General features: G+C 53.7%; 23 protein-coding genes. 13 read left to right on the top strand and 10 right to left on the bottom strand.

The window, feature by feature from the left end; genetic code table 11:
- The first annotated feature begins 82 nt into the window (after positions 1–82).
- Positions 83–529 (top strand): YccF domain-containing protein, encoded by a 447-nt coding sequence (locus tag J2125_RS19595; protein WP_017802505.1) that lies wholly within the window; start codon positions 83–85, stop codon positions 527–529.
- A 17-nt stretch (positions 530–546) separates the two neighbouring features.
- Positions 547–2,685, top strand: a complete 2,139-nt coding sequence (gene yccS, locus J2125_RS19590; RefSeq protein ID WP_209499525.1) for a YccS family putative transporter — start codon at positions 547–549, stop codon at positions 2,683–2,685.
- 11 nt (positions 2,686–2,696) lie between these two features.
- Here yccS and J2125_RS19585 read toward each other — a convergent pair whose 3' ends face one another.
- A complete protein-coding gene (locus J2125_RS19585) occupies positions 2,697–3,308 on the bottom strand; it encodes a TfoX/Sxy family DNA transformation protein (protein WP_017802503.1) in 612 nt (203 codons plus the stop codon).
- A 214-nt stretch (positions 3,309–3,522) separates the two neighbouring features.
- Here J2125_RS19585 and sulA point away from each other — a divergent pair, with 214 nt between their 5' ends.
- Positions 3,523–4,029 (top strand): SOS-induced cell division inhibitor SulA, encoded by a 507-nt coding sequence (gene sulA, locus J2125_RS19580; protein WP_026111892.1) that lies wholly within the window; start codon positions 3,523–3,525, stop codon positions 4,027–4,029.
- Between the two features lie 349 nt (positions 4,030–4,378).
- Positions 4,379–5,449, top strand: coding sequence for a porin OmpA (gene ompA / locus J2125_RS19575; protein ID WP_017802501.1), 1,071 nt, complete (start codon positions 4,379–4,381; stop codon positions 5,447–5,449).
- A 76-nt stretch (positions 5,450–5,525) separates the two neighbouring features.
- Here the strand turns inward: ompA and matP are convergent, their stop codons facing one another.
- On the bottom strand, positions 5,526–5,993 hold the full coding sequence (gene matP / locus J2125_RS19570) for a macrodomain Ter protein MatP (RefSeq protein ID WP_026111891.1): 468 nt from the start codon (positions 5,991–5,993) through the stop codon (positions 5,526–5,528).
- A 185-nt stretch (positions 5,994–6,178) separates the two neighbouring features.
- Here matP and J2125_RS19565 point away from each other — a divergent pair, with 185 nt between their 5' ends.
- The 3 genes from J2125_RS19565 to J2125_RS19555 all read left to right on the top strand — a co-directional run bounded on the left by J2125_RS19565 (position 6,179) and on the right by J2125_RS19555 (position 9,217).
- Entirely contained in the window at positions 6,179–7,930 is a 1,752-nt protein-coding gene (locus J2125_RS19565; protein WP_017802499.1) for an AAA family ATPase, read from the top strand.
- Positions 7,931–7,998: 68 nt separating this feature from the next.
- The gene (gene fabA, locus J2125_RS19560; protein WP_017802498.1) at positions 7,999–8,517 is read left to right on the top strand and encodes a bifunctional 3-hydroxydecanoyl-ACP dehydratase/trans-2-decenoyl-ACP isomerase; all 519 of its coding nucleotides are present in this window, start codon (positions 7,999–8,001) and stop codon (positions 8,515–8,517) included.
- A gap of 388 nt (positions 8,518–8,905) precedes the next feature.
- Entirely contained in the window at positions 8,906–9,217 is a 312-nt protein-coding gene (locus J2125_RS19555) for a hypothetical protein (protein ID WP_017802497.1), read from the top strand.
- 91 nt (positions 9,218–9,308) lie between these two features.
- Here the strand turns inward: J2125_RS19555 and rmf are convergent, their stop codons facing one another.
- The 6 genes from rmf to rlmKL form a co-directional block, all read right to left on the bottom strand.
- Positions 9,309–9,479 (bottom strand): ribosome modulation factor, encoded by a 171-nt coding sequence (gene rmf, locus J2125_RS19550; protein ID WP_071590539.1) that lies wholly within the window; start codon positions 9,477–9,479, stop codon positions 9,309–9,311.
- Positions 9,480–9,758: 279 nt separating this feature from the next.
- Positions 9,759–10,331: a membrane integrity-associated transporter subunit PqiC gene (gene pqiC / locus J2125_RS19545; RefSeq protein ID WP_017802496.1), complete on the bottom strand. Its 573-nt coding sequence runs from the start codon at positions 10,329–10,331 to the stop codon at positions 9,759–9,761.
- A complete protein-coding gene (pqiB, locus tag J2125_RS19540; RefSeq protein WP_017802495.1) occupies positions 10,331–11,971 on the bottom strand; it encodes an intermembrane transport protein PqiB in 1,641 nt (546 codons plus the stop codon). The genes pqiC and pqiB overlap by 1 nt, the downstream gene beginning before the upstream one ends.
- Positions 11,958–13,226 carry a membrane integrity-associated transporter subunit PqiA gene (gene pqiA, locus J2125_RS19535; RefSeq protein ID WP_026111890.1) on the bottom strand — a complete coding sequence of 423 codons (1,269 nt, stop codon included), beginning with the start codon at positions 13,224–13,226 and terminating at the stop codon, positions 11,958–11,960. The genes pqiB and pqiA overlap by 14 nt, the downstream gene beginning before the upstream one ends.
- 20 nt (positions 13,227–13,246) lie before the next feature.
- Complete coding sequence (locus tag J2125_RS19530) at positions 13,247–15,157, bottom strand: ABC transporter ATP-binding protein (RefSeq protein WP_017802493.1); 1,911 nt, start codon at positions 15,155–15,157, stop codon at positions 13,247–13,249.
- 5 nt (positions 15,158–15,162) lie between these two features.
- Positions 15,163–17,280, bottom strand: coding sequence for a bifunctional 23S rRNA (guanine(2069)-N(7))-methyltransferase RlmK/23S rRNA (guanine(2445)-N(2))-methyltransferase RlmL (gene rlmKL, locus J2125_RS19525; protein ID WP_017802492.1), 2,118 nt, complete (start codon positions 17,278–17,280; stop codon positions 15,163–15,165).
- A gap of 148 nt (positions 17,281–17,428) precedes the next feature.
- On the opposite strand from rlmKL, the gene J2125_RS19520 reads away from it, so the two are divergent.
- Positions 17,429–18,538: a YcbX family protein gene (locus tag J2125_RS19520; RefSeq protein WP_017802491.1), complete on the top strand. Its 1,110-nt coding sequence runs from the start codon at positions 17,429–17,431 to the stop codon at positions 18,536–18,538.
- 33 nt (positions 18,539–18,571) lie between these two features.
- Here J2125_RS19520 and J2125_RS19515 read toward each other — a convergent pair whose 3' ends face one another.
- Both J2125_RS19515 and pyrD read right to left on the bottom strand, forming a co-directional pair.
- The gene (locus J2125_RS19515; RefSeq protein WP_017802490.1) at positions 18,572–19,117 is read right to left on the bottom strand and encodes a cell division protein ZapC; all 546 of its coding nucleotides are present in this window, start codon (positions 19,115–19,117) and stop codon (positions 18,572–18,574) included.
- Between the two features lie 194 nt (positions 19,118–19,311).
- Positions 19,312–20,322 carry a quinone-dependent dihydroorotate dehydrogenase gene (pyrD, locus tag J2125_RS19510; RefSeq protein WP_017802489.1) on the bottom strand — a complete coding sequence of 337 codons (1,011 nt, stop codon included), beginning with the start codon at positions 20,320–20,322 and terminating at the stop codon, positions 19,312–19,314.
- Positions 20,323–20,580: 258 nt separating this feature from the next.
- On the opposite strand from pyrD, the gene ssuE reads away from it, so the two are divergent.
- From ssuE to ssuB, 5 genes are read left to right on the top strand one after another with little or no spacing between them, the layout of a single operon-like run.
- Complete coding sequence (ssuE, locus tag J2125_RS19505; RefSeq protein WP_017802487.1) at positions 20,581–21,132, top strand: NADPH-dependent FMN reductase; 552 nt, start codon at positions 20,581–20,583, stop codon at positions 21,130–21,132.
- A 12-nt stretch (positions 21,133–21,144) separates the two neighbouring features.
- Positions 21,145–22,107, top strand: coding sequence for a sulfonate ABC transporter substrate-binding protein (locus J2125_RS19500; protein ID WP_017802486.1), 963 nt, complete (start codon positions 21,145–21,147; stop codon positions 22,105–22,107).
- An 11-nt stretch (positions 22,108–22,118) separates the two neighbouring features.
- On the top strand, positions 22,119–23,264 hold the full coding sequence (gene ssuD, locus J2125_RS19495; RefSeq protein ID WP_017802485.1) for an FMNH2-dependent alkanesulfonate monooxygenase: 1,146 nt from the start codon (positions 22,119–22,121) through the stop codon (positions 23,262–23,264).
- Between the two features lie 9 nt (positions 23,265–23,273).
- A complete protein-coding gene (ssuC, locus tag J2125_RS19490) occupies positions 23,274–24,065 on the top strand; it encodes an aliphatic sulfonate ABC transporter permease SsuC (protein WP_017802484.1) in 792 nt (263 codons plus the stop codon).
- The gene (gene ssuB, locus J2125_RS19485) at positions 24,062–24,850 is read left to right on the top strand and encodes an aliphatic sulfonates ABC transporter ATP-binding protein (protein WP_017802483.1); all 789 of its coding nucleotides are present in this window, start codon (positions 24,062–24,064) and stop codon (positions 24,848–24,850) included. The genes ssuC and ssuB overlap by 4 nt, the downstream gene beginning before the upstream one ends.
- Positions 24,851–24,874: the final 24 nt, after the last annotated feature.

Genomic DNA, 24,874 nt, shown 5'->3' with positions numbered 1-24,874 from the left:
TACCGCTCCACCGTTAAAACACGTTACAATCAACGAATTGTCTGATTGCTGATGCAGCGCACTGCTTTAGGGAACAACTTCTATGCGTACCGTCCTCAATATTCTTAATTTTGTACTTGGTGGTTTCTTTACTACGCTGGCCTGGCTGCTGGCGACGCTGGTAAGCATTGTATTGATCTTTACTCTGCCGTTAACCCGCTCATGCTGGGAAATTACCAAACTGTCACTGCTGCCTTACGGCAATGAAGCCGTGCATGTGGATGAACTCAATCCCGGCAGTAAAAATGTGCTGTTAAACTCTGCCGGCAGCCTGCTGAATATTTTGTGGTTTATCTTCTTCGGCTGGTGGCTCTGCATTTCCCATATTATGGTCGGAATTGCCCAGTGCCTGACGATTATCGGTATTCCGGTCGGTATCGCTAATTTTAAAATTGCCGCCATTGCTCTGTGGCCGGTAGGCCGGCGTGTGGTATCGGTTGAAGTGGCGCAAGCCGCGCGTGAAGCCAATGCGCGCAACCGTTTTAACTAAACCGCGGATAACAGACTATGTTTGCCATTAAACCGGGCCTGCGCCGCTATGCCTTTAACAGCGCCTGGTTGTACAACCTGCGCATTCTGCTGGCGCTGGCCGGTGCGGCGGCGGTGCCATGGTGGTTGCATCAGATTATCTGGACCATCCCGCTGACGCTTGGCGTGGTCGCCGCCGCGCTGACCGATCTTGATGACCGCCTGAGCGGCCGTCTGCGTAATCTGCTGATTACACTTGTGTGCTTCTGCATTGCCTCGGTATCCATTGAGCTGCTGTTTCCGTATCCGTGGCTGTTTATTGTCGGACTGGCGATCTCAACCTGTGGCTTTATTCTGCTGGGGGCGCTGGGCCAGCGTTACGCCACCATCGCTTTTGGTGCGCTGCTGATCGCTATTTACACCATGCTGGGGATTGGACTGTTTCCGCAATGGTATCTGCAACCGTTGCTGCTGCTGACCGGGGCGATTTGGTACAACCTGCTTACCCTCTGCGGCCACCTGCTGTTTCCGGTGCGGCCATTGCAGGAGAACCTGGCGCGCAGTTTTGATCAGCTGGCCAACTACCTGGAAGCCAAAGCCAGTCTGTTCGATCCCGATATTGAAGAGAATGATGACAGCCCGTTAATCGACGTGGCAATGGCCAACAGCCAGCTGGTAGCGGTACTGAACCAGACGAAAACATCGATTCAGACGCGCTTACGCGGCGACCGTGGCCAGCGCAGCACGCGCCGCACCCTGCACTACTACTTTGTCGCCCAGGACATCCACGAGCGTGCCAGCTCGTCTCACGTGCAGTATCATCAGCTGCGAAAAGAGTATCGCTACAGTGAAATCCTGTTCCGTTTTCAGCGCCTGCTGAATATGCAGGCTAAGGCCTGCCAGCAGCTGGCCAATTCGATTCTGATGCGCGAAACTTATCAGCATAATGCCCGCTTCGAAAGCGCCTTTGTTCATCTGCAGGCGGCTCTGACGCGTCTGCAAAACGATCAGCCGCAATCGGACAAGATCAAGGCAATGCACTATTTGCTGAGCAATTTAAAAGCCATTGATGCACAGCTGGCGACGATTGAGTCAGAGCAGGCAATTGCGCAGGCGCATGCCAGTCACGATAACAGCCTCTCCAGTGAAGGACTGACCGGCTGGAGCGATATCCGCCTGCGCATCAGCCGTCATCTGACGCCGGAATCCGCCCTGTTCCGCCATGCGGTGCGTATGTCGCTGGTGCTGTGTGTTGGTTACGCCTTTATCAAGATCACGGGTCTGCAACATGGTTACTGGATTCTGCTGACCAGTTTGTTTGTGTGTCAGCCTAATTACAATGCGACGCGGCGACGTCTGGCGCTGCGAATTTTAGGGACGCTTGCCGGTATTGCGGTTGGGTTGCCGGTGCTGTGGCTGGTGCCTTCAACCGACGGGCAGCTGATTTTGATCGTACTTACCGGAGTGCTGTTTTTTGCCTTTCGCAATGTGCGCTATGCGCATGCCACCCTGTTTATCACCCTGCTGGTGCTGTTGTGCTTTAATCTGCTGGGTGAAGGATTTGAAGTGGCGGTGCCGCGGATTATCGACACTCTGCTGGGTTGTGGTATCGCCTGGCTGGCGGTGAGTTATATCTGGCCCGACTGGAAATTCCGCCGCCTGCCCGCAGTGACCGAACGCACCTTAAACGCCAGCTGCCGTTACCTGGACGCTATTCTGGTGCAGTATCACCAGGGCAAAGATAACCGGCTGGATTACCGTATTGCGCGCCGTGACGCCCATAACAGTGACGCAGAGCTGGCATCGGTGGTCTCGAATATGGCAACAGAAGCACACCGCAATCCGGCATTACTGGAATCAGCGTTTCGTCTGCTGTACCTCAATCACTCTTTCCTCAGTTACATTTCGGCACTGGGCGCACACCGTGAGAAGCTGACCCGTCCTGAGATGCTGCAGTTGCTGGATGATGCCGTATGCTATGCCGACGATGTGTTGCAGGTTGAGAGCGTCAGCGAGCAGCAGGCCAGACAAATGCTGGATAATCTCACCGCGCGCATGGCCGCCATTGAACCGGCAGCGGAAACCAAAGAGCCACTGGTACTACAGCAAGTGGGGCTGCTGGTGGCTCTTTTACCGGAACTCGCTGCGCTTAAAAAACAGATGTCTCTTGCGCCCTGAGCCTGCAACCACTACTCAGGACGCAGATCCACAGTGTAATTAAACCAGTCACGTAGTTCTTGCTGTACGGCATCAGGCAACGCCGCCTGATGCCGCCCGGTAATTGCCCCTTCCAGCGCAAACAGCGTATTAATGCCCAGATTTTTATGCGCCGCCTTGAGTTTCAGCCAGCACTGTTTTGAACCTTCCTCACGCAATGACTGCACAGTGCAGATGCCTACTGCGCGCAGCATCATTTCCAGTCGCAATCCCATATTCGGCAAATCTTTGACCCGCAGATTGTCTGCCTTCTCCTGTAGTTGCTGCTGCGCATGCTTCAGTGCCGAACGCGATAACGCCAGCAGGGTTTCCGGCTGCGCCCACAGGGCTTCATCAACCTGAAAATAGTTCAGTGACACCGGCATCCCGCGTTTGTGAAAGACCAGCCGTGGCATACGTCCGGCGCCAATATAGGGCTGTATCTGTTCACAAGCGCGCAGATAAAGTTCCCCTTGCGCCACTACCGCAAAGACAATTTTCTCTACGGCGAGGCTATAACCACCAAACTGCGTGCGCGCATTAATTTCCCCTAAAGGGGCAAGACAATGTTTTGACTGCGCAATCCGTTGTTTAGAATTATTCATGCAATTCTCCTTCAGCATGATTATCAGATGCAAAAAAAGCGTGTTTTTACATGAAATTAGAAAATATTCAATTCGAGTAACCGGTTCAATCAATAAATGCTTTTGCAGTGGGATTTCATTTTATTCTGCGAGATGTTTTCCGAAATTGAGGTTGATCTTTGCCCACAACGCAGTTACTGTATATCCATACAGTAACACTGCGAGCGAACAACCTATGCGTACTCATTTACTGAAAACTCAATCTGCTAATGCTGTGGTTCACCCTTCCCGGCACGCCACAGCGGCAACCACTGCTTCTGGCGGCTGGATTAGTGAGCTGACCTACAGTGAAGATCAACCAGGCATGACCCAAATGCTCTTGTTGCCCCTGCTGCAACAGCTGGGAACGCAGTCTCGCTGGCAGCTCTGGTTAACACCGCCGCAAAAATTAAGCCGTCGCTGGCTGCAACAATCGGGTTTGCCACTGGATAAGGTGATGCAAATTCCCCAGAGCGCAGAGATCAGCACCGTCGACGCAATGATCAAAGCATTGCAGACGGGAAACTACAGTGTGGTTTTGGGCTGGCTACCGGAAGAGATCGATCGTGATGACCGCCGTCGCCTGGATGAAGCTGCGGCAATGGGCCAGGCTTTGGGTCTGATTATGCGACCGCAATATCGTATTTCTGCTTCCACCAGACCAGAAAGTGGGTTAAAAATTCATTCAACTTTGTATCATTAAGTAAAAATGAGATTTTTCTCAGGATTTTCTTCGTCTCATACTTAGATAACACACTGATTCTACTCTGGCGCGGCTGGACAATGGTTTAGCCGCAGCTGGGACACCATTTTCTTGCACAGATTCCCCCTTCAAATGTTAAAAATTGTGTAGGAAACGCTGTTTTTTTGCTGCACGACATCACATCCTACTTGTAAGTTTGCTGGTACGTTGTAGACTTTATCTCGCCAGGGTGCTCAATAACCTCCGTTTTTCGGTAGAGTAATAATCGAGCTTCATAACCCGGCGAAGGATTTAACCAAGGGCTTAATTTAAAGCTCATTGCCTATTTGGATGATAACGAGGCGCAAAAATGAAAAAGACAGCTATCGCAATTGCAGTGGCACTGGCTGGCTTCGCTACCGTAGCGCAGGCCGCTCCGAAAGATGACACCTGGTACACCGGTGCTAAACTGGGCTGGTCTCAGTACCATGACAAAGGTTACTACGGTAACGGTTATGAAGATAATGACGGCCCATCTCACGAAAGTCAGCTGGGTGCGGGTGCCTTCCTGGGTTATCAGGCGAACCCATATCTGGGCTTCGAGCTGGGTTATGACTGGCTGGGCCGTATGCCTAACAAAGGCAACACTACTAACGGTGCTTTCAAAGCTCAGGGCGTTCAGCTGGCAGCTAAATTAAGCTACCCAGTAGCAGACGATCTGGACGTTTATACCCGTCTGGGTGGTATGGTATGGCGTGCTGATTCTACTCAGACCAACCCAACCACTGGTCGCATCAGCGATCACGACACTGGCGTTTCTCCGCTGGCTGCTGTTGGTGTTGAATACGCACTGACCAAAAACTGGGCTACTCGCCTGGACTACCAGTGGGTTAACAACATCGGTGATGCATCTACCGTTGGCGCACGTCCGGACAACTCAATGCTGAGCGTTGGCGTTTCTTACCGTTTCGGTCAGGACGAAGCTGCTGCTCCAGCACCGGCTCCAGCTCCAGCACCAGCTCCGGTAGTTGAAACCAAGCGTTTCACTCTGAAGTCTGACGTTCTGTTCACCTTCAACAAGTCTTCTCTGAAGCCAGAAGGTCAGCAGGCGCTGGATCAGCTGTACACTCAGCTGAGCTCAATGGATCCTAAAGATGGTTCTGTAGTGGTTCTGGGTTACACCGACCGTATCGGTTCTGACCAGTACAACCAGAAACTGTCCGAGCAGCGCGCTCAGTCCGTTGTTGATTACCTGGTATCTAAAGGTATCCCAGCTGACAAGATCTCTGCACGTGGCCAGGGTGAATCTAACCCAGTTACTGGCAACACCTGTGACAGCGTGAAAGGCCGTAATGCCCTGATCGACTGCCTGGCGCCAGACCGTCGCGTAGAAATCGAAGTTAAAGGCATCAAAGACGTTGTAACTCAGCCACAGGCTTAAGTTACCAGCGTAAAAAAACCCCGCCAAGGCGGGGTTTTTTATTGCCCGAAATCAGTGAAATCGGACGAACAGAGACTTAATCTTCCGGTTTTTCAGGTTTACCAAGGATATCCTGTAGCCCCTGCTTCAGTGATGACATCTGGCTGGCGTACTTCTCTTTACGTTCAGCATCTTCAATCAGTTGCACTATCGTTTCCGACAATGTGCAATGACGGCGTTGCGCCAGACCGGCCAGGCGCTGCCAGACCAGATACTCCAGATCGATCGATTTCTTACGGGTATGTTGGTGCTCGGCATTAAAGTGGCGTTTGCGACGAGCGCGAATCGTCTGTTTCATACGATTCTCCAGCGCCGGATTGATATGCTCATCAATCCACTTCAGTACTTCTACCGGACGGTTCTCCATCGCCAGTAACGCATCCACTGCTTCCTGCGCCGCGCTGAATTCGATATAACGCGTGATCAACTCCCCTTCCCGGTGTTTCTTAACCAGGTAGGTCCATTTCCATCCGCTTTCAAGGTTTTCGAGTTGCTGATATTTCATCGGGATCTCATCGTGACCACGTAACAAGCTAAGAATAACAGCTTTTTTCTGGCTTGCGGCAGAGAAAACCAGATGATTAAACAACATGGGAGACATCGCAGGGGCAAAATGCATCTCTACGGTGCTTAACCGGCTGAAATCTTGTATAATCGCGCTTTTCCTTAATTCAGATAAATTCGATAACTTTGACCAATAACCGACTTGAATGGCGCGCCCTACAGCCCGACACAGACAGCCTGCAGCCCCTTTTCTCCCAGGCATTTGATGACGATACTGACAGTCTGGCTGCGGTACAACCACGTCTAATCAATGCGTTAGGTTTACTGCAGCAGTCTTCAGTAGCCTTCCCTTTGCTGCTGGTGAAATGTGCGGAAAACCCTGAATACTTACCCTTACTGACCAGCGCAGCGCAGAGCGTCAGTACGCAAAGCGAAACCGTGTTTGGTGGGCACTATGTTATCAGCGGCCAGACGGTCAGCTGGCAGCCCGCCAGCAGCGCGGATGAACTGTTCGCCACCCGTGGAGAAATTTGTTTCGCTGACTGGATCGAACCAGAGCAGTTATTTGGTTGCGTACGTGTGCATCAGCACAACATTCAGCTGGAACCTGGTCTGCTGCATCGTATTAACGGCGGTACGCTGGTGCTGTCGTTACGCAGCCTGCTGGCTCAGCCGTTGATGTGGCTGCGACTTAAGCAGGTGATTACGCGCCAGCGTTTCGACTGGTTATCGCCGGATGAAACCCGTCCGCTGCCGGTTTCAATTCCTTCGATGCCGATGCAGTTCCGCCTGGTGCTGAGTGGCGAGCGCGATGCGCTGGCGGATTTCCAGGAGATGGAGCCAGAACTGGCATCGCTGTGCATCTATAGCGAATTTGAAGAAAACCTGCAAATTGCCGATCAGGATGACGTCAGCCTGTGGTGCCAGTGGACCACTCAGCTGGCCAAAAGCCAGATGTTACCGGCGATTGAAGCCGATTTCTGGCCAGTGCTGATGCGTGAAAGCGTACGCCATACCGGCGATCAGGAAGCCCTGCCGCTCTGTCCGGCATGGCTTGGCCGCCAGCTGCGTGAAGCTGCGCTCTATAGTGAACAACCGCTGATCAGTGGCGAAAGCCTGACTGCTGCGCTGGAAGCGCGCGAATGGCGTGAGGGATACCTGGCGGAACGCGTGCGTGATGAGATCCTGCTTGATCAGATTTTAATCGAAACCGAAGGTGAAGCCATCGGCCAGATTAACGCGCTGTCAGTGATTGAATTCCCCGGCCACCCGCGCGCCTTTGGTGAGCCTTCTCGTATCAGCTGTGTCGTACAGCCCGGTGATGGCGAGTTTACCGATGTCGAGCGTAAAGCAGAGTTAGGCGGCAATATCCATGCTAAAGGCATGATGATTATGCAGGCCTATCTGATTGCCGAACTGCAGCTTGATCAGCAACTGCCGTTCTCCGCTTCGCTGGTATTTGAGCAATCGTATTCAGAAGTTGACGGTGACAGCGCCTCGCTGGCAGAACTGTGCGCGTTAGTCAGCGCGCTGGCCAGCCAGCCGATTAACCAGCAAATTGCTGTCACTGGATCGGTCGATCAATTTGGCAATGTGCAGCCGGTTGGTGGATTGAACGAGAAGGTTGAAGGCTTCTTTGAAATTTGCCGCCAGCGTAATCTGAGCGGTAAACAAGGCGTGATTATTCCCGCCAGTAATGTGCGCCACCTCTGTTTACAGCAGGATGTGGTCGATGCGGTACGCGATGGCCAGTTCCATATCTGGGCAGTCAGTAGCGCTGACGAAGCATTGCCTCTGCTGACCGGTGTAGAATGGGACAAAGAGAATGCTCCCTGTCTGCTACGATCTATTCAGGAACGCATTGCACAAATTCACCTGCAGGACGCACGCCAGCGTCCATGGCCGCTGCGTTGGCTTAACTGGTTTAACCACAGCTGATCGGAGTTGTTCAGCTTACACCTGTTAGCTAACCTTCGTGATTCACTAAAATAAGGCTTATTAAAAACATGGTAGATAAACGCGAATCCTATACAAAAGAAGACCTGATTGCTTCTGGTCGCGGTGAACTGTTTGGCGCTGGTGGCCCACCATTGCCAGCCGGTAATATGTTGATGATGGACCGCGTCGTTAAAATGACTGAAGACGGCGGTAACTATGGCAAAGGTTTCGTTGAAGCTGAGCTGGATATCAATCCGGACCTGTGGTTCTTTGGTTGCCACTTTATCAACGATCCGGTAATGCCTGGCTGTTTAGGCCTTGATGCCATGTGGCAGCTGGTAGGCTTCTATCTGGGCTGGTTGGGTGCGGAAGGTAAAGGCCGCGCACTGGGCGTGGGTGAAGTAAAATTCACCGGTCAGGTTCTGCCGACTGCGAAGAAAGTGACTTATCGTATCCACTTTAAGCGTGTAATCAACCGTAAACTGGTGATGGGCGTCGCTGATGGCGAAGTGCTGGTTGATGGCCATGTTATTTATAACGCCACCGATCTGAAAGTGGGTCTGTTTAAAGATACGACTGCTTTCTAAGCAAGCTGCCAGAGGTCCTGATAAATGCTATCAGGACCTTTAAAATCCCCGGTTCTGAACCTTAATCACTCTGCGCTCCGCCTCCCTGTTTAGCTGCCATCCTCGCAATACTATTATTATTAACTAACTGAGTTATCTGAATAATTTACTGTTTGTAAAAAAAAGATCATTCTATTGCTCTCCGCTCTGGTCTGGATAATATAGGCGTCAGCAAACCGTACTCAATCGCAGCAACGGTGATAATTTTTCTGTACGCCCTGTTTTTCAGCGGAGAGATAACGATGACAAGAAATGAAGCGGCGAGTAAAAAATGCGCAGTAATCAGACGATATCAACAGTAAGTAACTGGAAGGCCCCAAAACATAACGGGGGTGGCGGAGGGTATAGCATGGAATCCAGAGTGACAAGGCTTGAGTCAGACGTCAGACATATCAATATCACGCTAACGGATATGAAACAGGATATCCGTGTACTTCGTTCTGATGTAAAAACATTGGAAGAAAAGATGGATAACAAGCTTGACGCAATGGACGCCAAATTCAGCGCCAGATTTGATGCAATGGACACGAAATTCAGCGCCAGATTTGATGCAATAAATATACGCTTTGATTCATTCCAGAGATGGTTAGTGGGTATCCTGATAACCTCTTTAATTATCCCGGTAGTTGTCGCATTTATTACGCCGCTAATCACAAAGTAATCATTTTTGCCTGCACTGTTTCATGCCGCCCTGAAACGAAAACCTCCGCGCATAGCGGAGGTTAACTTCCTTTAAAAGAGTGGACAGCCAGTTACGCTGCAGTAACCGCCCTGTCCTCCATGGCTTGTCGCCAACCTCCCAACCAGTGAGATCGTTGATCAATCAACTGATAGGGACACATCTCTTTTGAGCGTCCGGAGATTCCCGCTTGATAACCCCGTGAATGCGCGCGATCCAGGCGATCACGTTTCTGTCTCTTCATCATGCCTCGTTTCCCTCATTTTAGGTCTGCTGGAATTTGGTATCAAAGAAAACAGTGGTTACAGAATGTGCAGCCACACTTAAGTTCTACATTCTAAAACTGGAAAGATCAATGCGCAATATTCACGCCAATGTCATAAATGTGAGCTAAAATTATAAATTCCGCCAGGCTGTTGAATCACAAATACTCTTTCTATCCCGCTGAAAAACAAAATAAAAAGTCCCTGACCCTCAGACAACTTCGCTATCTGACAATCAAGGACTTAGCACTAAAGAAAAATTACTTCTGATTTAAGCGTGATAATTCATTAGCGATCTGCTGTGCTTCCTGCTGCCACCCTTTAGCCAGCGTTCTTACTAACGCATCGTAACCATCTTCACTTTGCGGCAGAGAAATCTGGAACGGACGCTTAATCAACTGGTTGTTGTGCTGCAAAATCCACTCGCCACTGACGATCACATTACCATCGTAGCGGCCGTGAAAACCGCTAACATTAACGTTTAGCGTGTCATGCTGCTCGCCAAGGGGAGAAGCGGAAACAATCCACTGCGGCAATGCGGCGCTGAGATTGCTCACCAGCGTCTGCTGTAACTGTTGATCCAGCGGACTGGCCCACAGATTATTCGCGGCAATAACATACTGCACATCGCTGGTCTGATAGACCACGCCATTACCAGCCAGATAATCCGGTACCGAGACATGCTCCACCCACAGCACTGCCTGTGGGCTGGCGCTGCTGGTGCTGGCAGACTGCCCGGCGGAAACCGCCGGCAGTTGATAGTAAGTGGTCTCTGGCGTACTGCTACAGGCGCTTAACGCCAGCGCCATCGCCAGCGGGATCCATTTCATCATTATTTCGCCCTCTTTGGCTGTGGGTCCTGACCGGGTTTCGCTTCAAACACCAGCGCATTACTCTTACTGTTCAGGGTTTTCAGTACCGGTTGCAGTTCACGCATTACCTGATCAAGTCGCTGCATATCACCCACCATTTTGCTGTAAGCCGGTGAACCAGGCTGGAAGCCCTTCATACTACGATTCAGTTCACGCAGTGTCTGCTGCATATCCTGCGGCAGATCCTTCATCGACTGGCTGGAGGTAATCTGATTCAGGTTATCCAGCGTTTTCTGCAGCTCACGCAACGTGCGCTGGCTTTCAGCCAGTGTACTGGTCGCTTCATTGATCATCGGGTTCAACGGCAGTGCGTTGACCTTATCCAGTGCCGCCATCAGTTTCTGCTGAATCTGGCTCAGGCCACCGCTGGTGGTCGGGATAATTTCATAGCCGCCAATTTTATTCGGCCCGGCATAAGGTTTCAGCCCATCATAGAAGTCGAGATCGATATACAGTGAACCGGTCAGCAGGTTAGCGGACTTCAGCGATGCACGCAGGCCGCGCTGCTTACCTTCCTGCAGATGCTGCTCAAGATTGAAATCCTTGCCCAAACGGTCGAGGAAGCGCTCAGGTTCAATGCGGATCAGCACCGGAATACGGTAGTCATTATTCAACGCCTGATTGGTACCCGGCACCAGGAACGGTACCTGCGCCACAGTACCAAGGCGGATGCCGCGGAATTCTACCGGTGCGCCCGGCTGCAGGCCGCGAATCGAGTCACTAAAGAACATCACAAAATCAACATGGTCGGTGTAAAGCGAATCCTGAATGCTGCGCTGATCGTCGAACAGCTGATACTCAGCATTGTTTTCCGCTGGCACACCCAGTTCACGGCCATCCGGTATATCAAAACTGACGCCGCCACTAAACAGCGTGGTCAGAGAGCCCATCTCCACCCGCATGCCAGATGCCGACATATCGACGGCAATACCGCTGTCTTTCCAGAAGCGTACGTTGCTGGTGATAAGGCGATCGTAAGGGGCGGCGATAAATAACTGGTAGCGCATCGCACGTTTATCCGCGTCGAAGTTGCTGGTCTCCACCGAGCCGACACGATAACCACGGAACAGCACCGGATCGCCGGCATTGAGCTGACCGGCTTTGTTACTGTCCAGAGTAATACGGATGCCTTTAGCATCAGGTGGCGCCAGTGGCGGCGCGTCCAGCAGGTCATAGCGTTCCGGCTTATCACCTTTATTGCCAGGCTGCAGTTCGATATAGGCGCCGGAAAGCAAGGTTCCCAGCCCGGTTACCCCTTCGCGACCAATTTGCGGCTTCACTACCCAAAAGGCGCTATCGCCATGCAGCAGCTTTTCCATGCCGGAATTCATCCGCGCCTTGATTTCCACATGATGCAGATCGTCGCTCAGTACTGCACTCTCGACGATACCGACATTCACGCTTCGACTTTTAATCGCAGTTTTGCCACCTTCAATACCTTCGGCATTGGTAGTGATTAAGGTGACTTCAGGTCCCTGATGGCTGAAGTGATAAAACAGGATCCATGCACCAATCAGAATGGTGACAATGGGAATGATCCAGACGGGCGACCAGCGTTTGATCTGCTCGACTTTGGCGACGCCGTGATTATTTTCCGTCAACGCTCGGCTCCTTTATACTTTTTTCACGTACTCGATCCCAGGTTAAGCGCGGATCAAACGTCATTGCTGCGAACATAGTCAGAATCACCACCATCGCAAACAACAATGCGCCCACTGCGGGATAAATACTCATTAACCGCCCCATGCGCACCAGCGCAGAGAGTACGGCAATCACAAACACGTCGATCATCGACCAACGTCCGACAAATTCAACCACTTCATAGATCAGATGCATCTTTTCACCGTCGCGGCGGCCATAGCCCTGCGCATCCCAGCACAACCAGGCGATGGCAATCATCTTCAGCGTTGGCACCATAATACTGGCGATAAAAATCACCAGCGCGACCGGATAAGAGCCGTCACTCCAGAGTAAAATCACCCCGGCCATAATGGTGGAGCTAATCTGGTTACCCAGCGCTTCAGTAACCATAATCGGCAGCAAGTTGGCGGGGAAATAGAGCACAATTGAGGTAATCAACAGCGCCAGCGTCCATTGCAGGCTGTGTTTACGCCGGGCGTGACCGGCAGTGCCGCAGCGCGGACAGTGAAGCTGATCGACAGGCAGAATCGCCGTACAGCAGCTACAGGAACGTACGCCCTGACGCAGGCCGCTGATACCCGCCAGCGGTTTTAGCGGCAGCGCCGGCATTGGCGCCACACGCTGCCACAACCAGCGCCGATCGACACACTGGAAGGCGCGCAGCTGTAACAGACAAAACAGGCACCAGGGCACAAAGCTGCTGCCGATGCCAATATCGCCGTACGCCATGAGTTTTACAAAGCTCACCAGCACACCAGCGAGGAAGATCTCCGCCATTCCCCAGCTCTTTAGCTGGAACAGAATACGCGCCATCCAGCGGCGCAATCCTTCGGGCATCCGCACCTGATTAACCAGCAGCAAAATCGCTACCATGCAGAACGCCGGAACGCCCTGCACAAACAGCAGAAACAGGGTAGCCAGGCTGCTGTAGTCTTCAGACACCATCACCCGCGGGATCTGCATCAGGGTGATCTGACTACTCAGGCCGGCAACCTGCATATTGATAAAGGGAAAGAGATTGGCGAGCAGCAGCATAAACAGCGCGGCGATGCCGTAAGCCGTTGGCCGCTTACGCGGCTCAACCCAGCTTGAGACTAATGTGGTATGACAGCGTGGACAGCTCGCTTTGCTGCCGGGCTGTAGCACCGGCAGCTGTGTCATCAGGTCACATTGGGGACATAGCATCCAGTGATGCGCGTGGTCCGACGAACACATACCCTTTTTCTCCCGTAGTATCAGGCGCCATTTTTCAGGGATTCAAGGTATTCCCAACGCTCAAAGGCGGTTTCCAGCTCCTGCTCGGTGTTTGCCAGCGCATCCAGCACCGGCTGGGTCTTGTCATGTGGCTGGTTAAAGAAACTGGCATCGCCCATCTGCGCCTGAAGATCGGCAATCTTCTTCTCCAGCGTTTCCAGCTGTTGTGGCAACAGTTCCAGCTCACGCTGGAGGTTATAGCTTAGTTTGCTTGCCGGACGTTTAACAGTTTCGTTTTTTGGCGTATCGGCTTTTGGCGCGCTAACCGGTTTGCTGGCCGCACGGGTCTGCTTGTAAGCCGCACGCTGCAACTGCGCATCGTGATAGCCACCGACAAAACAGCCGATCTCGCCATTGCCTTCAAAGATCCAGCAGTCGGTTACGGTGTTATCGACGAACTGACGATCGTGACTGACCAGCAGCACGGTGCCCTGATAGCCATCGATCAACTCTTCCAGCAGCTCAAGCGTTTCCACATCGAGGTCATTGGTTGGTTCATCAAGGATCAGCAGGTTGCTGGGCTTCAGGAACAGACGCGCCAGCAACAGGCGGTTACGCTCCCCGCCAGACAGTGCGCGCACCGGAGTCATCGCGCGTTTTGGATGGAACAGGAAATCCTGCAGATAGCCGAGCACATGGCGCGGTTTACCATTAACCAGCACTTCCTGTTTACCTTCAGCGAGGTTATCCATCACCGTACGATCCGGATCCAGTTCAGCGCGATGCTGATCAAAATAGGCCACTTCCAGTTTGGTGCCGATATGCACACGACCACTGTCGGCTTTCAGCTGATCCAGCATCAGACGCAGCAGCGTAGTTTTGCCGCAACCATTTGGCCCCACCAGCGCGATTTTATCGCCACGCTGTACCTGTGCGGAGAAATCTTTCACCAGCTGCTTGCCGGAGACGCTGTAGTTAACGTTCTCCAGCTCAAAGACAATTTTGCCTGAGCGGGTCGCTTCTCCCACCGACATATTGGCTTTGCCCATCACTTCACGGCGCTCAGAGCGCTCGCGACGTAAGGCTTTTAAGGCGCGCACACGGCCTTCGTTACGCGTACGGCGCGCTTTAATGCCCTGGCGGATCCACACCTCTTCCTGCGCCAGTTTGCGATCGAACTCAGCATTTTGCATCTCTTCGACGCGCAACGCTTCCTCTTTGCCCAGCAGGAACTGATCGTAATCGCCCGGCCATGAGACCAGCTTGCCGCGATCAAGGTCAACAATACGGGTCGCCATATTGCGAATAAATGAGCGGTCATGGGAAATAAACACGATGCTGCCCTGGAAGGTTTTCAGAAAGCCTTCCAGCCAGTCAATGGTTTCGATATCAAGGTGGTTGGTTGGCTCATCGAGCATCAGCACCCGTGGGTTACTGACCAGCGCACGGCCCAGCGCCGCTTTACGCAGCCAGCCGCCGGAGAGTGAAGAGAGTGGCGCATCGGCTTCGAGGCCAATCTGCTCCAGCACATCATTGATACGTCCTTCCAGCTGCCACAGATTCTGATGGTCAAGAATGGTTTGCAGACGCGCCATCTCATTAAGATTTTTATCGCTGGGATCTTCCATCACCACATGAGAGATGGCGTGATACGCCTTCAGATGTTCAGCCTGCTCTGCTACGCCTTCGGCGACAAAGTCATACACCGTGCCCTGCACATTCCGCGGCGGATCCTGTTGCAGACGCGCCACCACCAGATCCTGTTCGTAAATAATACGACCATCGTCCAGCGGCTGCTCACCGTTGATAATCTTCATCAGCGTCGATTTACCGGCGCCGTTACGGCCTACCAGACAGACGCGCTCATTCTCTTCGATATGAAGCTCAGTGTTATCCAACAGCGGCGCATCGCTGAATGACAGGTAAGCGCCATGAATACTGATCAGTGACATAAAACTTATTCCTTACCAGCGTGAGTAATCAGCCAGCAGTTATGAATTTGACGGTTACGGGCAAAATCCTGTGACTGGGTTTTCGCCGTGATTTCCTGCGCCTGAAGACCGAGGTCAGAGAGACCCTGATGATCCATTTTAAATCCGCGCTTGTTATTGGAGAACATAATGGTGCCGCCTTTACGCAACAGACGTTTCAGGTCGGTCATCAGCGCGAGATGATCGCGCTGCACATCAAAGCTCTCTTCCATTCGTTTTGAATTGGAGAAGGTCGGCGGATCGATAAAGATCAGGTCGAACTGCTCATTACTTTCACGCAACCAGCTCAGGCAGTCGGCCTGCATCAGGCGGTGCTGACGTCCGGTCAGTCCGTTGAGGCGTAAGTTACGTTCCGCCCACTCCAGATAGGTACGTGACATATCAACGGTGGTGGTGCTGCGCGCGCCGCCCAGTCCGGCATGCACACTGGCGCTGCCGGTGTAAGCAAACAGATTGAGGAAGTCTTTGCCTTTACTCATCTGGCCCAGCATTTTTCGGGCAACACGGTGGTCGAGGAACAGACCGGTATCGAGATAGTCGGTCAGATTGACCCACAATCTGGCATTAAATTCGGAAACTTCGAAGAAATCGCCTTTCTGATCCAGCTTCTGATACTGGCTTTTGCCCTTCTGCTTTTCGCGCGTTTTCATTACCAGCTTATTGGCTGGCAGATCGAGCACACTCAGCGTCGCGGCGATAACATCAAACAGGCGCTGACGGGCTTTGTTGGGATCGATGGTTTTCGGCGCAGCATACTCCTGAATCACCACCCAGTCACCGTAACGATCAACCGCCACGTTGTAATCCGGCAGGTCGGCGTCATAAATTCGGTAACACTCGATACCTTCCTGTTTCGCCCATTTCTCCAGTTTCTTCAGATTTTTGCGCAGACGGTTAGCATAATCTTCGGCAATCTGCCCCACGCCATTCGGTGAGGTGCTGGCCACCAGCTGATAGTTTTTCTGCACGCAATCCAGCGGGCCATTTTTCGCTTTAAACTGGCGTTCAGCACGCAGCGACAGACAGCTTAACAGCTCCGGCGAGGCGCTAAACAGCGACAGGTTCCAGCCGCCAAAGTGGCTCTTCATAATGCGGCCCAGCTGACTGTGCAGCGCGATTAGCGCCGGTTCACTCTCCAGACGTTCACCGTATGGCGGGTTACTTATTACCGTACCTGTCGGACCGTCCGGCAGTGGATTGGTCAGCTTGAGTACATCCTGCACTTTAAAGCTGATCAGATCGGCCAGCCCGGCGCGGCGCGCATTGGCGCGCGCATGTTCTGTCACGCGTGAGTCGTTGTCATAACCGTAAAAGCGCGAGGTCGTCTCCTGCACGCCACGACGCGCACGGACCTGCGCTTCGCTGGTCACTTCACGCCACAGCGCATCGTTATGCTTGTTCCAGCCGAGGAAACCCCAGTGCTCACGATGCAGGCCTGGTGCGCGATCGCAGGCGATCATCGCCGCTTCGATCAGCAAGGTACCGGAACCACACATCGGGTCGATCAGCGGCGTGCCCGCCTGCCAGCCGGAGCGCATAACAATCGCTGCCGCCAGCGTCTCTTTTAATGGCGCCTGACCCGCCTGCTGACGATAGCCACGCAGATGCAGGCCATCGCCGCTTAAATCCAGCGCGATGCTGGCGGTATCTTTATGCAACCAGACGTTAACGCGGATATCTGGCTGTTCGCGATCGACATTCGGACGCGGCAGATTTTTGCGCGTAAAGCTGTCAACAATCGCGTCTTTTACTTTCAGCGCGCCATACTGGCTGTTATTGATTACCTCATTGGTGCCGCTGAAATGCACTGCGAAGGTACGGTCACTGTCAAACATCCCGGTCCAGTCGATAGCCTGGGCGCCAAGATAGAGATCCAGGTCGCTGTAAACGCCGCATTCAGTCAAAGGCAGCAGAATGCGCGACGCCAGGCGGCTCCACATCAGGCTCTGATAGAGTAAACGATCGTCTCCCTGAAAATGCACGCCGCCCTGGACGACCTGACAGTCTTGCGCACCCAGCGCTTCCAGTTCACTTTTTAACAGCTCTTCGAGCCCACGTGCCGTACTGGCAAACAGAGAATTCATATCGTCACTTACTGTCCTGAGAAAATTGTTGCGCATTATAGCTAATCACAGACGCATGTCATAAAGTTAGCTTCTTTTCATCCGACAATTTGTCGCGATTTCGTCCGAGTGATGTCCAGAATGGTTTGTCACAGCATGGAGAGCCCCCATGATTAGCTTGTCGCGCCTGTTTATTCATCCGGTTAAGTCGATGCGTGGACTGCAACTTTCCCACGCACAGGTACTGGAGAGCGGTCTGGCGTTTGATCGTATTTTTATGATCACCGAAGCGGATGGTAAATTTATTACTGCCCGCCAGTTTCCGGAAATGGTGCTGTTTACCCCGGCGCTGACAGTTGATGGTCTGTTTCTCAGCGCGCCAGACGGCAGCAGCGCCACCATCCGCTTTGCTGATTTCGCCCACGAAGCCTCGCCCACGGAAGTATGGGGCACGCACTTTACCGCCATGATCGCCCCCGAGACGATTAATCGCTGGCTAAGCGACTTCTTCCCACGTCCGGTGCAGTTGCGCTGGGTCGGAGCGGAAATGACGCGACGGGTAAAGAAAAAACCGGCGGTGCCGCTCGGTTTTGCCGACGGCTATCCGTTTCTGCTGGTTAACGAAGCCTCGCTGCTCGATCTGCAACAGCGCTGTCCTGCCAGCGTCAAAATGGAGCAGTTTCGCCCCAATCTGGTGGTCACCGGCGCCGCGCCATGGGCGGAAGATAGCTGGTCGGTGCTGCGCATCGGCGATATCACCTTTGAAGTACCGAAGCCCTGCAGCCGCTGCATCTTTACCACCGTCAGCCCGGAACGCGGACGTAAACACCCAAGCGGCGAGCCGCTGGCGACCCTGCAAACCTTCCGCAGCGCGCTGGATGACAGCGGTGATATCGACTTCGGTCTGAATCTTATTGCCCGCAACAGCGGGGTAATCCGCGTTGGCGATACGCTGGAAGTGCTGAAAAGCAAACCTCCGCGTCCCTACGGCGCCGGACAAGTGGTGGAAACCCTGCAGGTTAAAGCGCAGACGGCCGGTAAAGTCACCATTGGCTATCAGGGCGGCAGTTTCAGCGGTAATAATCAGCAGGTGTTGCTGGAGCAGTTAGAGATGCAGGGACATAATATCCCCTACTCCTGCCGCGCCGGCATCTGTGGCAGTTGCAAAATGACGCTGGTATCCGGAGAGGTCAAAGCAATGAAGCAGAGCGCCATTCGCAGCGACGGCACTATTCTGACATGTAGTTGTATTCCGGCTGGCGATATCGAGCTGGCCTGAGGCTTCGCGCCTTCGCGCCGGGGCAACCCGGCGTTATACTGCCCGATCGTAGCGCAGTGACTCTTTGTTCGTTTGCGGCAGCAGTCGATCATGCATAATTTTGATCGCATCACCCAGCACCATATTACGTCCCGCCAGCGTTAACTGACTCTGCGCCAGCAGACAGAGCGCCGCACTGTCACCACTTTCAACCACCAGCAGACGCGCCTGCTCACCATTTTCGCACAGCTGCACTTTCACCATATCGCCCTCACCCGGACGCCATGCAGCGTGGTGATGGCTTTCGAAATGCCAGCTTTTTGGCATCAGTGGTTTCAGAAAGCGAGTGGCCACCAGCGCATTCAGCACCAGCTCAGCGCGCTGATCGGCATTCAGATCCGCCAGGCGGCACTTTTCATCAAAGGTGAAAAACAGCGCCGCATCATCAACACAAAAACCTGAAACGGCAAAGGCGTCAGGGGTTAACATTTTACGCGGGAAGCGAGAACGGAATAGCATACCATCCGCCAGATCGAGCATCATTCGATCGTGCTCTGCGTCAAAAAACCAACGCCAGTTGTCGTCAGGTTTAATTCTCATGGTACGCCCTTTAGGAAATAAATTGTTACTGTTACCTGAAGTCTGTTCTGCAAAATGGTGACTGAAGTCGTAACAAACGCAGCGGCAAAATGAATAATAGACTAAATAATGACACAATGGGATAAAATATAAACGAGCCAGAGGCAGAAATAAAGCCCCTGGCTAATTTAGCGCGGAAATGAATCAGAGGCGGGTCACAATTGCGTCACGATTTCTTTAATAAGCGGCGGACCTTTATAGATAAAGCCGGAATATATTTGCACCAGCGTGGCGCCAGCGGCAATTTTTTCACGCGCTGAAACCAGGGAATCAATCCCGCCAACACCGATAATCGGAATGCGGCCCTGTAGCTCCTGCGCCAGGCGGCGAATCACTTCCGTGCTGCGTAACTGTACCGGACGACCACTTAAGCCTCCCGCTTCGTCACAATGTTTTAAACCGGCAACCAGCGATCGATCGAGGGTGGTATTGGTGGCGATAACACCATCAATATTATGACGCAGCAGACTTTCCGCTATTTGGATCAACTCTTCTTCAGAAAGATCCGGCGCGATCTTTACCGCCACCGGCACATATTTATGATGGATCCTTTCCAGATCCTTCTGCTTTAATTTAATCGCAGCGAGAAGATCGTCCAGTGCTTCGCCATATTGCAGCGTGCGTAATCCCGGAGTGTTCGGCGAAGAGATATTGATGGCGATATAACCGGCATAGGGATAGACCTTCTCCATACAAATTAAATAATCGTCTTTGCCCTGCTCAACCGGCGTGTCTTTATTTTTGCCGATATTAATGCCGAGAATGCCGCTGAAATGCGCTTTTTTTACGTTTTCGACTAAATGATCGACGCCAAGGTTATTGAACCCCATGCGGTTGATGATCCCTTCCGCGGCAACAATGCGGAACATACGTGGCTTGTCATTGCCGGGCTGCGGACGCGGCGTGACGGTGCCCACTTCAATATGACCGAAACCCATAGCGCCCAGCGCATCTATGCACTCACCGTTCTTATCCAGTCCTGCGGCAAGTCCTAAAGCATTTTTAAATGTCAGCCCCATGCATTTTACCGGCCTGGACGGTAATTTCTGCCGGATTAAGGCTGCAAAAGGGGTGCCGGAAAGGCGACGTAACTGCTGAAAAGTCAGTTCATGCGCCCGCTCTGGATCGAGCTGAAACAGCGCCTTACGAACAAAAGGATAGTACATGCATGCTCCTGAATTCCCGATGGCAAATCGGGGCGGTATTATCCGGGATAAACAGAAGAAAAAACAGGATCTGAGACAAATCAGGCAAAATAAACGCAAACGATTACCCGCCGCTTAGCGTTAATCGCCCTTCTTATCTGAATTCTGGCTTAGATTTGCCGGATAAATCATTTAAACCCCTCCCGCGCCTCTGTCAGGATAACGCCATCAGTTCTGAAGTAAGATTAATCAATAACTTTTAGTTATAAGGAGTGTTTAATGCGCGTTATTACTCTGGCGGGAAGCCCTCGCTATCCATCACGCTCCACGGCGCTATTGACCCTCTGCCAGGCGGCGCTGGAAAAGCGTGGCGTCGAAGTCATTCCATGGAATCTGCACAACTTCCAGCCTGAGGACTTACTTTACGCGCGTTTTGACTCTCCGGCGCTGCTGGCGCTGAAACAGGATCTGGAAAGCGCCGACGGGGTTATCGTCGCCACGCCAGTCTATAAAGCCTCTTTCTCGGGTGCGCTGAAAACGCTGCTGGATCTGCTGCCGGAACGCGCACTGGAACATAAAGTGGTGCTGCCGCTGGCGACCGGCGGCACCGTCGCCCATATGCTGGCGGTGGATTACGCCCTGAAGCCGGTGCTGAACGCACTGAAAGCGCAGGAAGTACTGCACGGCGTGTTTGCCGACGATACGCAAATCACCCATTACGACCGTCATCCGGAAGTCAGCCCGTTGCTGGCTTCACGCCTGGATGAATCGCTGGAAACCTTCTGGCACGCGTTATCACGCCGTCATCATGCACTGGCCACCGCCGTATAAGGAAGCAAAATAATGAAAGGACTACGTACTCTGTTGTCCGCCGCCGCACTGACCGCCCTGCTGACGATTAGCAGTCAGGCCAGCGCCGACGAAGCTGCGCCTGCGCAGTTCCGTATTGGCTACCAGAAAGGTTCGGTGAGCATGGTGCTGGCGAAATCGCATCAGCTGCTGGAGAAGAAATTCCCGCAAACGCAGATCAAATGGGTGGAGTTCCCGGCCGGGCCGCAAATGCTGGAAGCGCTGAATGTCGGCAGTATTGATCTGGGTAGCACCGGCGATATTCCGCCGATTTTTGCCCAGGCTGCCGGCGCCGACCTGCTGTATGTCGGCTCCGAACCGCCAAAACCGCAGGCGGAAGTGATTCTGGTGGCGAAGAACAGCCCGCTGAAAACTGTCGCCGACCTGAAAGGGCATAAAGTGGCCTTCCAGAAAGGCTCCAGCTCGCACAATCTGCTGCTGCGCGCCCTGCAACAGGCCGGTCTGAGCTTTAACGACATTCAGGCCACTTATCTCACCCCGGCCGATGCGCGCGCCGCTTTCCAGCAAGGCGATGTTGATGCCTGGGCGATCTGGGATCCCTACTACTCCGCCGCGTTATTGCAGGGTGATGTACGGGTATTAAAGGATGGCAGCGATCTGACGCGCACCGGCTCTTTTTACCTCGCCACCCGCAGCTTTACCAATGCGAATGGCGGCTTTATCCGTCAGGTACTGGATACCTTTACCGAAGCGGATGCGCTGACCCGTTCGCATACCGCAGAGAGCATCGATTTACTGGCAAAAGCGATGGGATTACCTAAACCGGTGCTGGCCAGCTATCTCAGCCACCGTCCGCCTACCACCATTGCGCCGGTCAGCGAACAGACCGCGAAAGCCCAGCAGGAAACTGCCGATCTGTTCTATCAAAACCATTTAATGCCGGTGAAAGTCAATATTGCCGATCGTATCTGGCACGACGCGCCGGTCACTCAATAAAGGAGCACATCATGAGTCTTTCTGTTTTCTGGTTTCTGCCTACTCACGGTGATGGCCGCTATCTGGGCACCGATGAAGGCGCACGTCCGGTCGATCACGGCTATCTGCAGCAGATAGCGCAGGCAGCGGATCGTCTTGGTTTTAGTGGCGTCCTGATCCCCACCGGCCGCTCCTGTGAAGACGCATGGCTGGTGGCCGCTTCACTGATCCCGGTGACGCAGCGCCTGCGTTTCCTGGTGGCGCTGCGTCCGGGGGTTATTTCACCTACCCAGGCTGCACGCCAGGCGGCGACGCTCGATCGCCTTTCCAATGGCCGTACCCTGTTTAATCTGGTGACCGGTGGCGATCCGGAAGAGCTGGCAGGCGATGGCGTATTCCTCGACCATCGCGAGCGCTATGAAGAGTCAGCGGAATTTACCCGTGTCTGGCGTCGGGTGCTGGAGGGCGAAACCGTCGATTATGAAGGCAAACATGTCCACGTCCGCGGCGCCCGACTGATGTTTAAACCGGTACAGCAACCGCGTCCGCCGCTATGGTTTGGCGGATCCTCCGATGTCGCGCAGGATCTGGCCGCCGAACAGGTCGATGTCTATCTCACATGGGGCGAGCCACCGGAACTGGTTAAAGAGAAAATTGAAACCGTGCGCGCTAAAGCGGCGGCACAGGGCCGCACCGTGCGTTTCGGTATCCGCCTGCATGTGATTGTGCGTGAAACCAATGAAGAGGCGTGGCAGGCGGCGGATCGACTGATCTCCCATCTTGACGACGCCACTATCGCCAGAGCACAGCAGGCCTTTGCCCGCACAGACTCGGTGGGTCAGCAACGCATGGCCTCCCTGCATGGCGGACAGCGTGACAAGCTGGAAATCAGCCCGAATCTGTGGGCCGGTGTCGGTCTGGTGCGCGGTGGCGCCGGTACTGCGCTGGTGGGGGATGGCGAAACCGTCGCAGCACGGATGCAGGAGTATGCCGACCTCGGCATTGAGACCTTTATTCTCTCCGGCTATCCGCATCTGGAAGAGGCTTACCGGGTTGGCGAACTGCTGTTCCCGCATCTTGATCTGAACGTGCCGCAGATCCCGCAACCGGGCAAAATCTCTGCCCATGGTGAAGCGGTGGCCCACGGCTTTGCACCACAGAAAGTTTCGCAGAGTTAAGAGGTCACGATGAGGAATAAACGCACCCGCCTGGCACACCAGCTCGCCCCCTGGGCGCTGCCGGTGTTATTAGTGGTGATATGGCAAATAGCCTCGCAAACCGGGCTGCTGTCGACGCGCATTCTGCCGTCACCGGAAAATATCGTTATTACCTTCTGGCGTTTATCCGCCAGCGGTGAATTGTGGCAACACCTGGCGATCAGCGGCTGGCGTGCGGTCATTGGCTTCAGCATCGGCGGCTCGATTGGCCTGCTGCTGGGGCTGATTACCGGTATGTCGCGCTGGGGCGAACGTCTGCTGGATACTTCAGTGCAGATGCTGCGCAATGTGCCGCATCTGGCGCTGATCCCGCTGGTAATTTTGTGGTTTGGCATCGATGAAGCGGCGAAGATCTTTCTGGTGGCGCTCGGTACGCTGTTCCCGATCTACCTGAACACTTACCACGGCATCCGCAATATTGATCGCGGTCTGGTGGAAATGGCGCGCAGCTATGGTCTGTCGGGCTGGAGCCTGTTTGTGCAGGTGATCCTGCCGGGCGCGCTGCCGTCGATTATGGTCGGCGTCCGCTTTGGTCTTGGCCTGATGTGGCTGACGTTGATTGTGGCTGAAACCATCTCCGCTAACTCCGGTATCGGCTATCTGGCGATGAACGCCCGTGAGTTTTTACAAACTGACGTGGTAGTGGTAGCCATTATTCTCTATGCCCTGCTGGGTAAACTGGCGGATGTCAGTGCGCTGCTGCTTGAGCGCGTCTGGCTGCGCTGGCATCCGGCGTATCAACTGAAGGAGGAAAACGCATGAGTGAGTTACAAGCTTCTCCGGCACGTCTGAATAGTGGTACGCCGCTGGTGATCAATGGCGTCAGTAAGCAATACAGCGGACGTTGCATTCTGAATAATATCAATCTGCATATTCCCTCCGGCCAGTTTGTGGCGGTGGTTGGTCGCAGCGGTTGTGGCAAAAGCACCCTGCTGCGCCTGCTGGCCGGGCTGGAAACCACCAGCGCCGGTGAACTGCTGGCTGGCAGCGCGCCGCTGAAAAACGCACGCGACGATACACGTCTGATGTTCCAGGATGCCAGACTGCTGCCATGGAAAAGCGTGATTGATAATGTCGGACTGGGATTACGCGGCAAAGCCTGGCGCAGTTCGGCGCTGGAAGCGCTGGAGGCGGTTGGTCTGGCCGATCGTGCTAAGGAGTGGCCTGCGGCCCTTTCCGGCGGTCAGAAGCAGCGCGTGGCGCTGGCGCGCGCACTGATTCATCGTCCGGGACTGCTGCTGCTGGATGAGCCCTTAGGGGCGCTGGATGCGCTGACGCGTATTGAGATGCAGGAGCTGATCGAATCGCTCTGGCAACAGCATCATTTTACCGTGCTGCTGGTGACCCATGATGTCAGCGAAGCGGTGGCAATGGCCGATCGGGTGCTGCTGATTGAGGAAGGGAATGTCGGGCTGGATTTACTGGTTGACCTGCCACGTCCGCGACGTCGCGGCTCGGCGAAGCTGGCGGAACTGGAAGCGGAAGTGCTGGATCGGGTGATGAAGCGCCCACCGGCTGAGCCGGAAAAGCGCTATGCACAGCGGTAAAAATATAGAGGGCGGCGAGAACGC

The organism is Winslowiella toletana, from assembly GCF_017875465.1.
Taxonomy (GTDB): Bacteria; Pseudomonadota; Gammaproteobacteria; order Enterobacterales; family Enterobacteriaceae; genus Erwinia; species Erwinia toletana.
The sequence above is the reverse complement of the archived record's forward strand: the minus strand, read 5'-3'. Positions and strand labels throughout refer to the sequence as shown.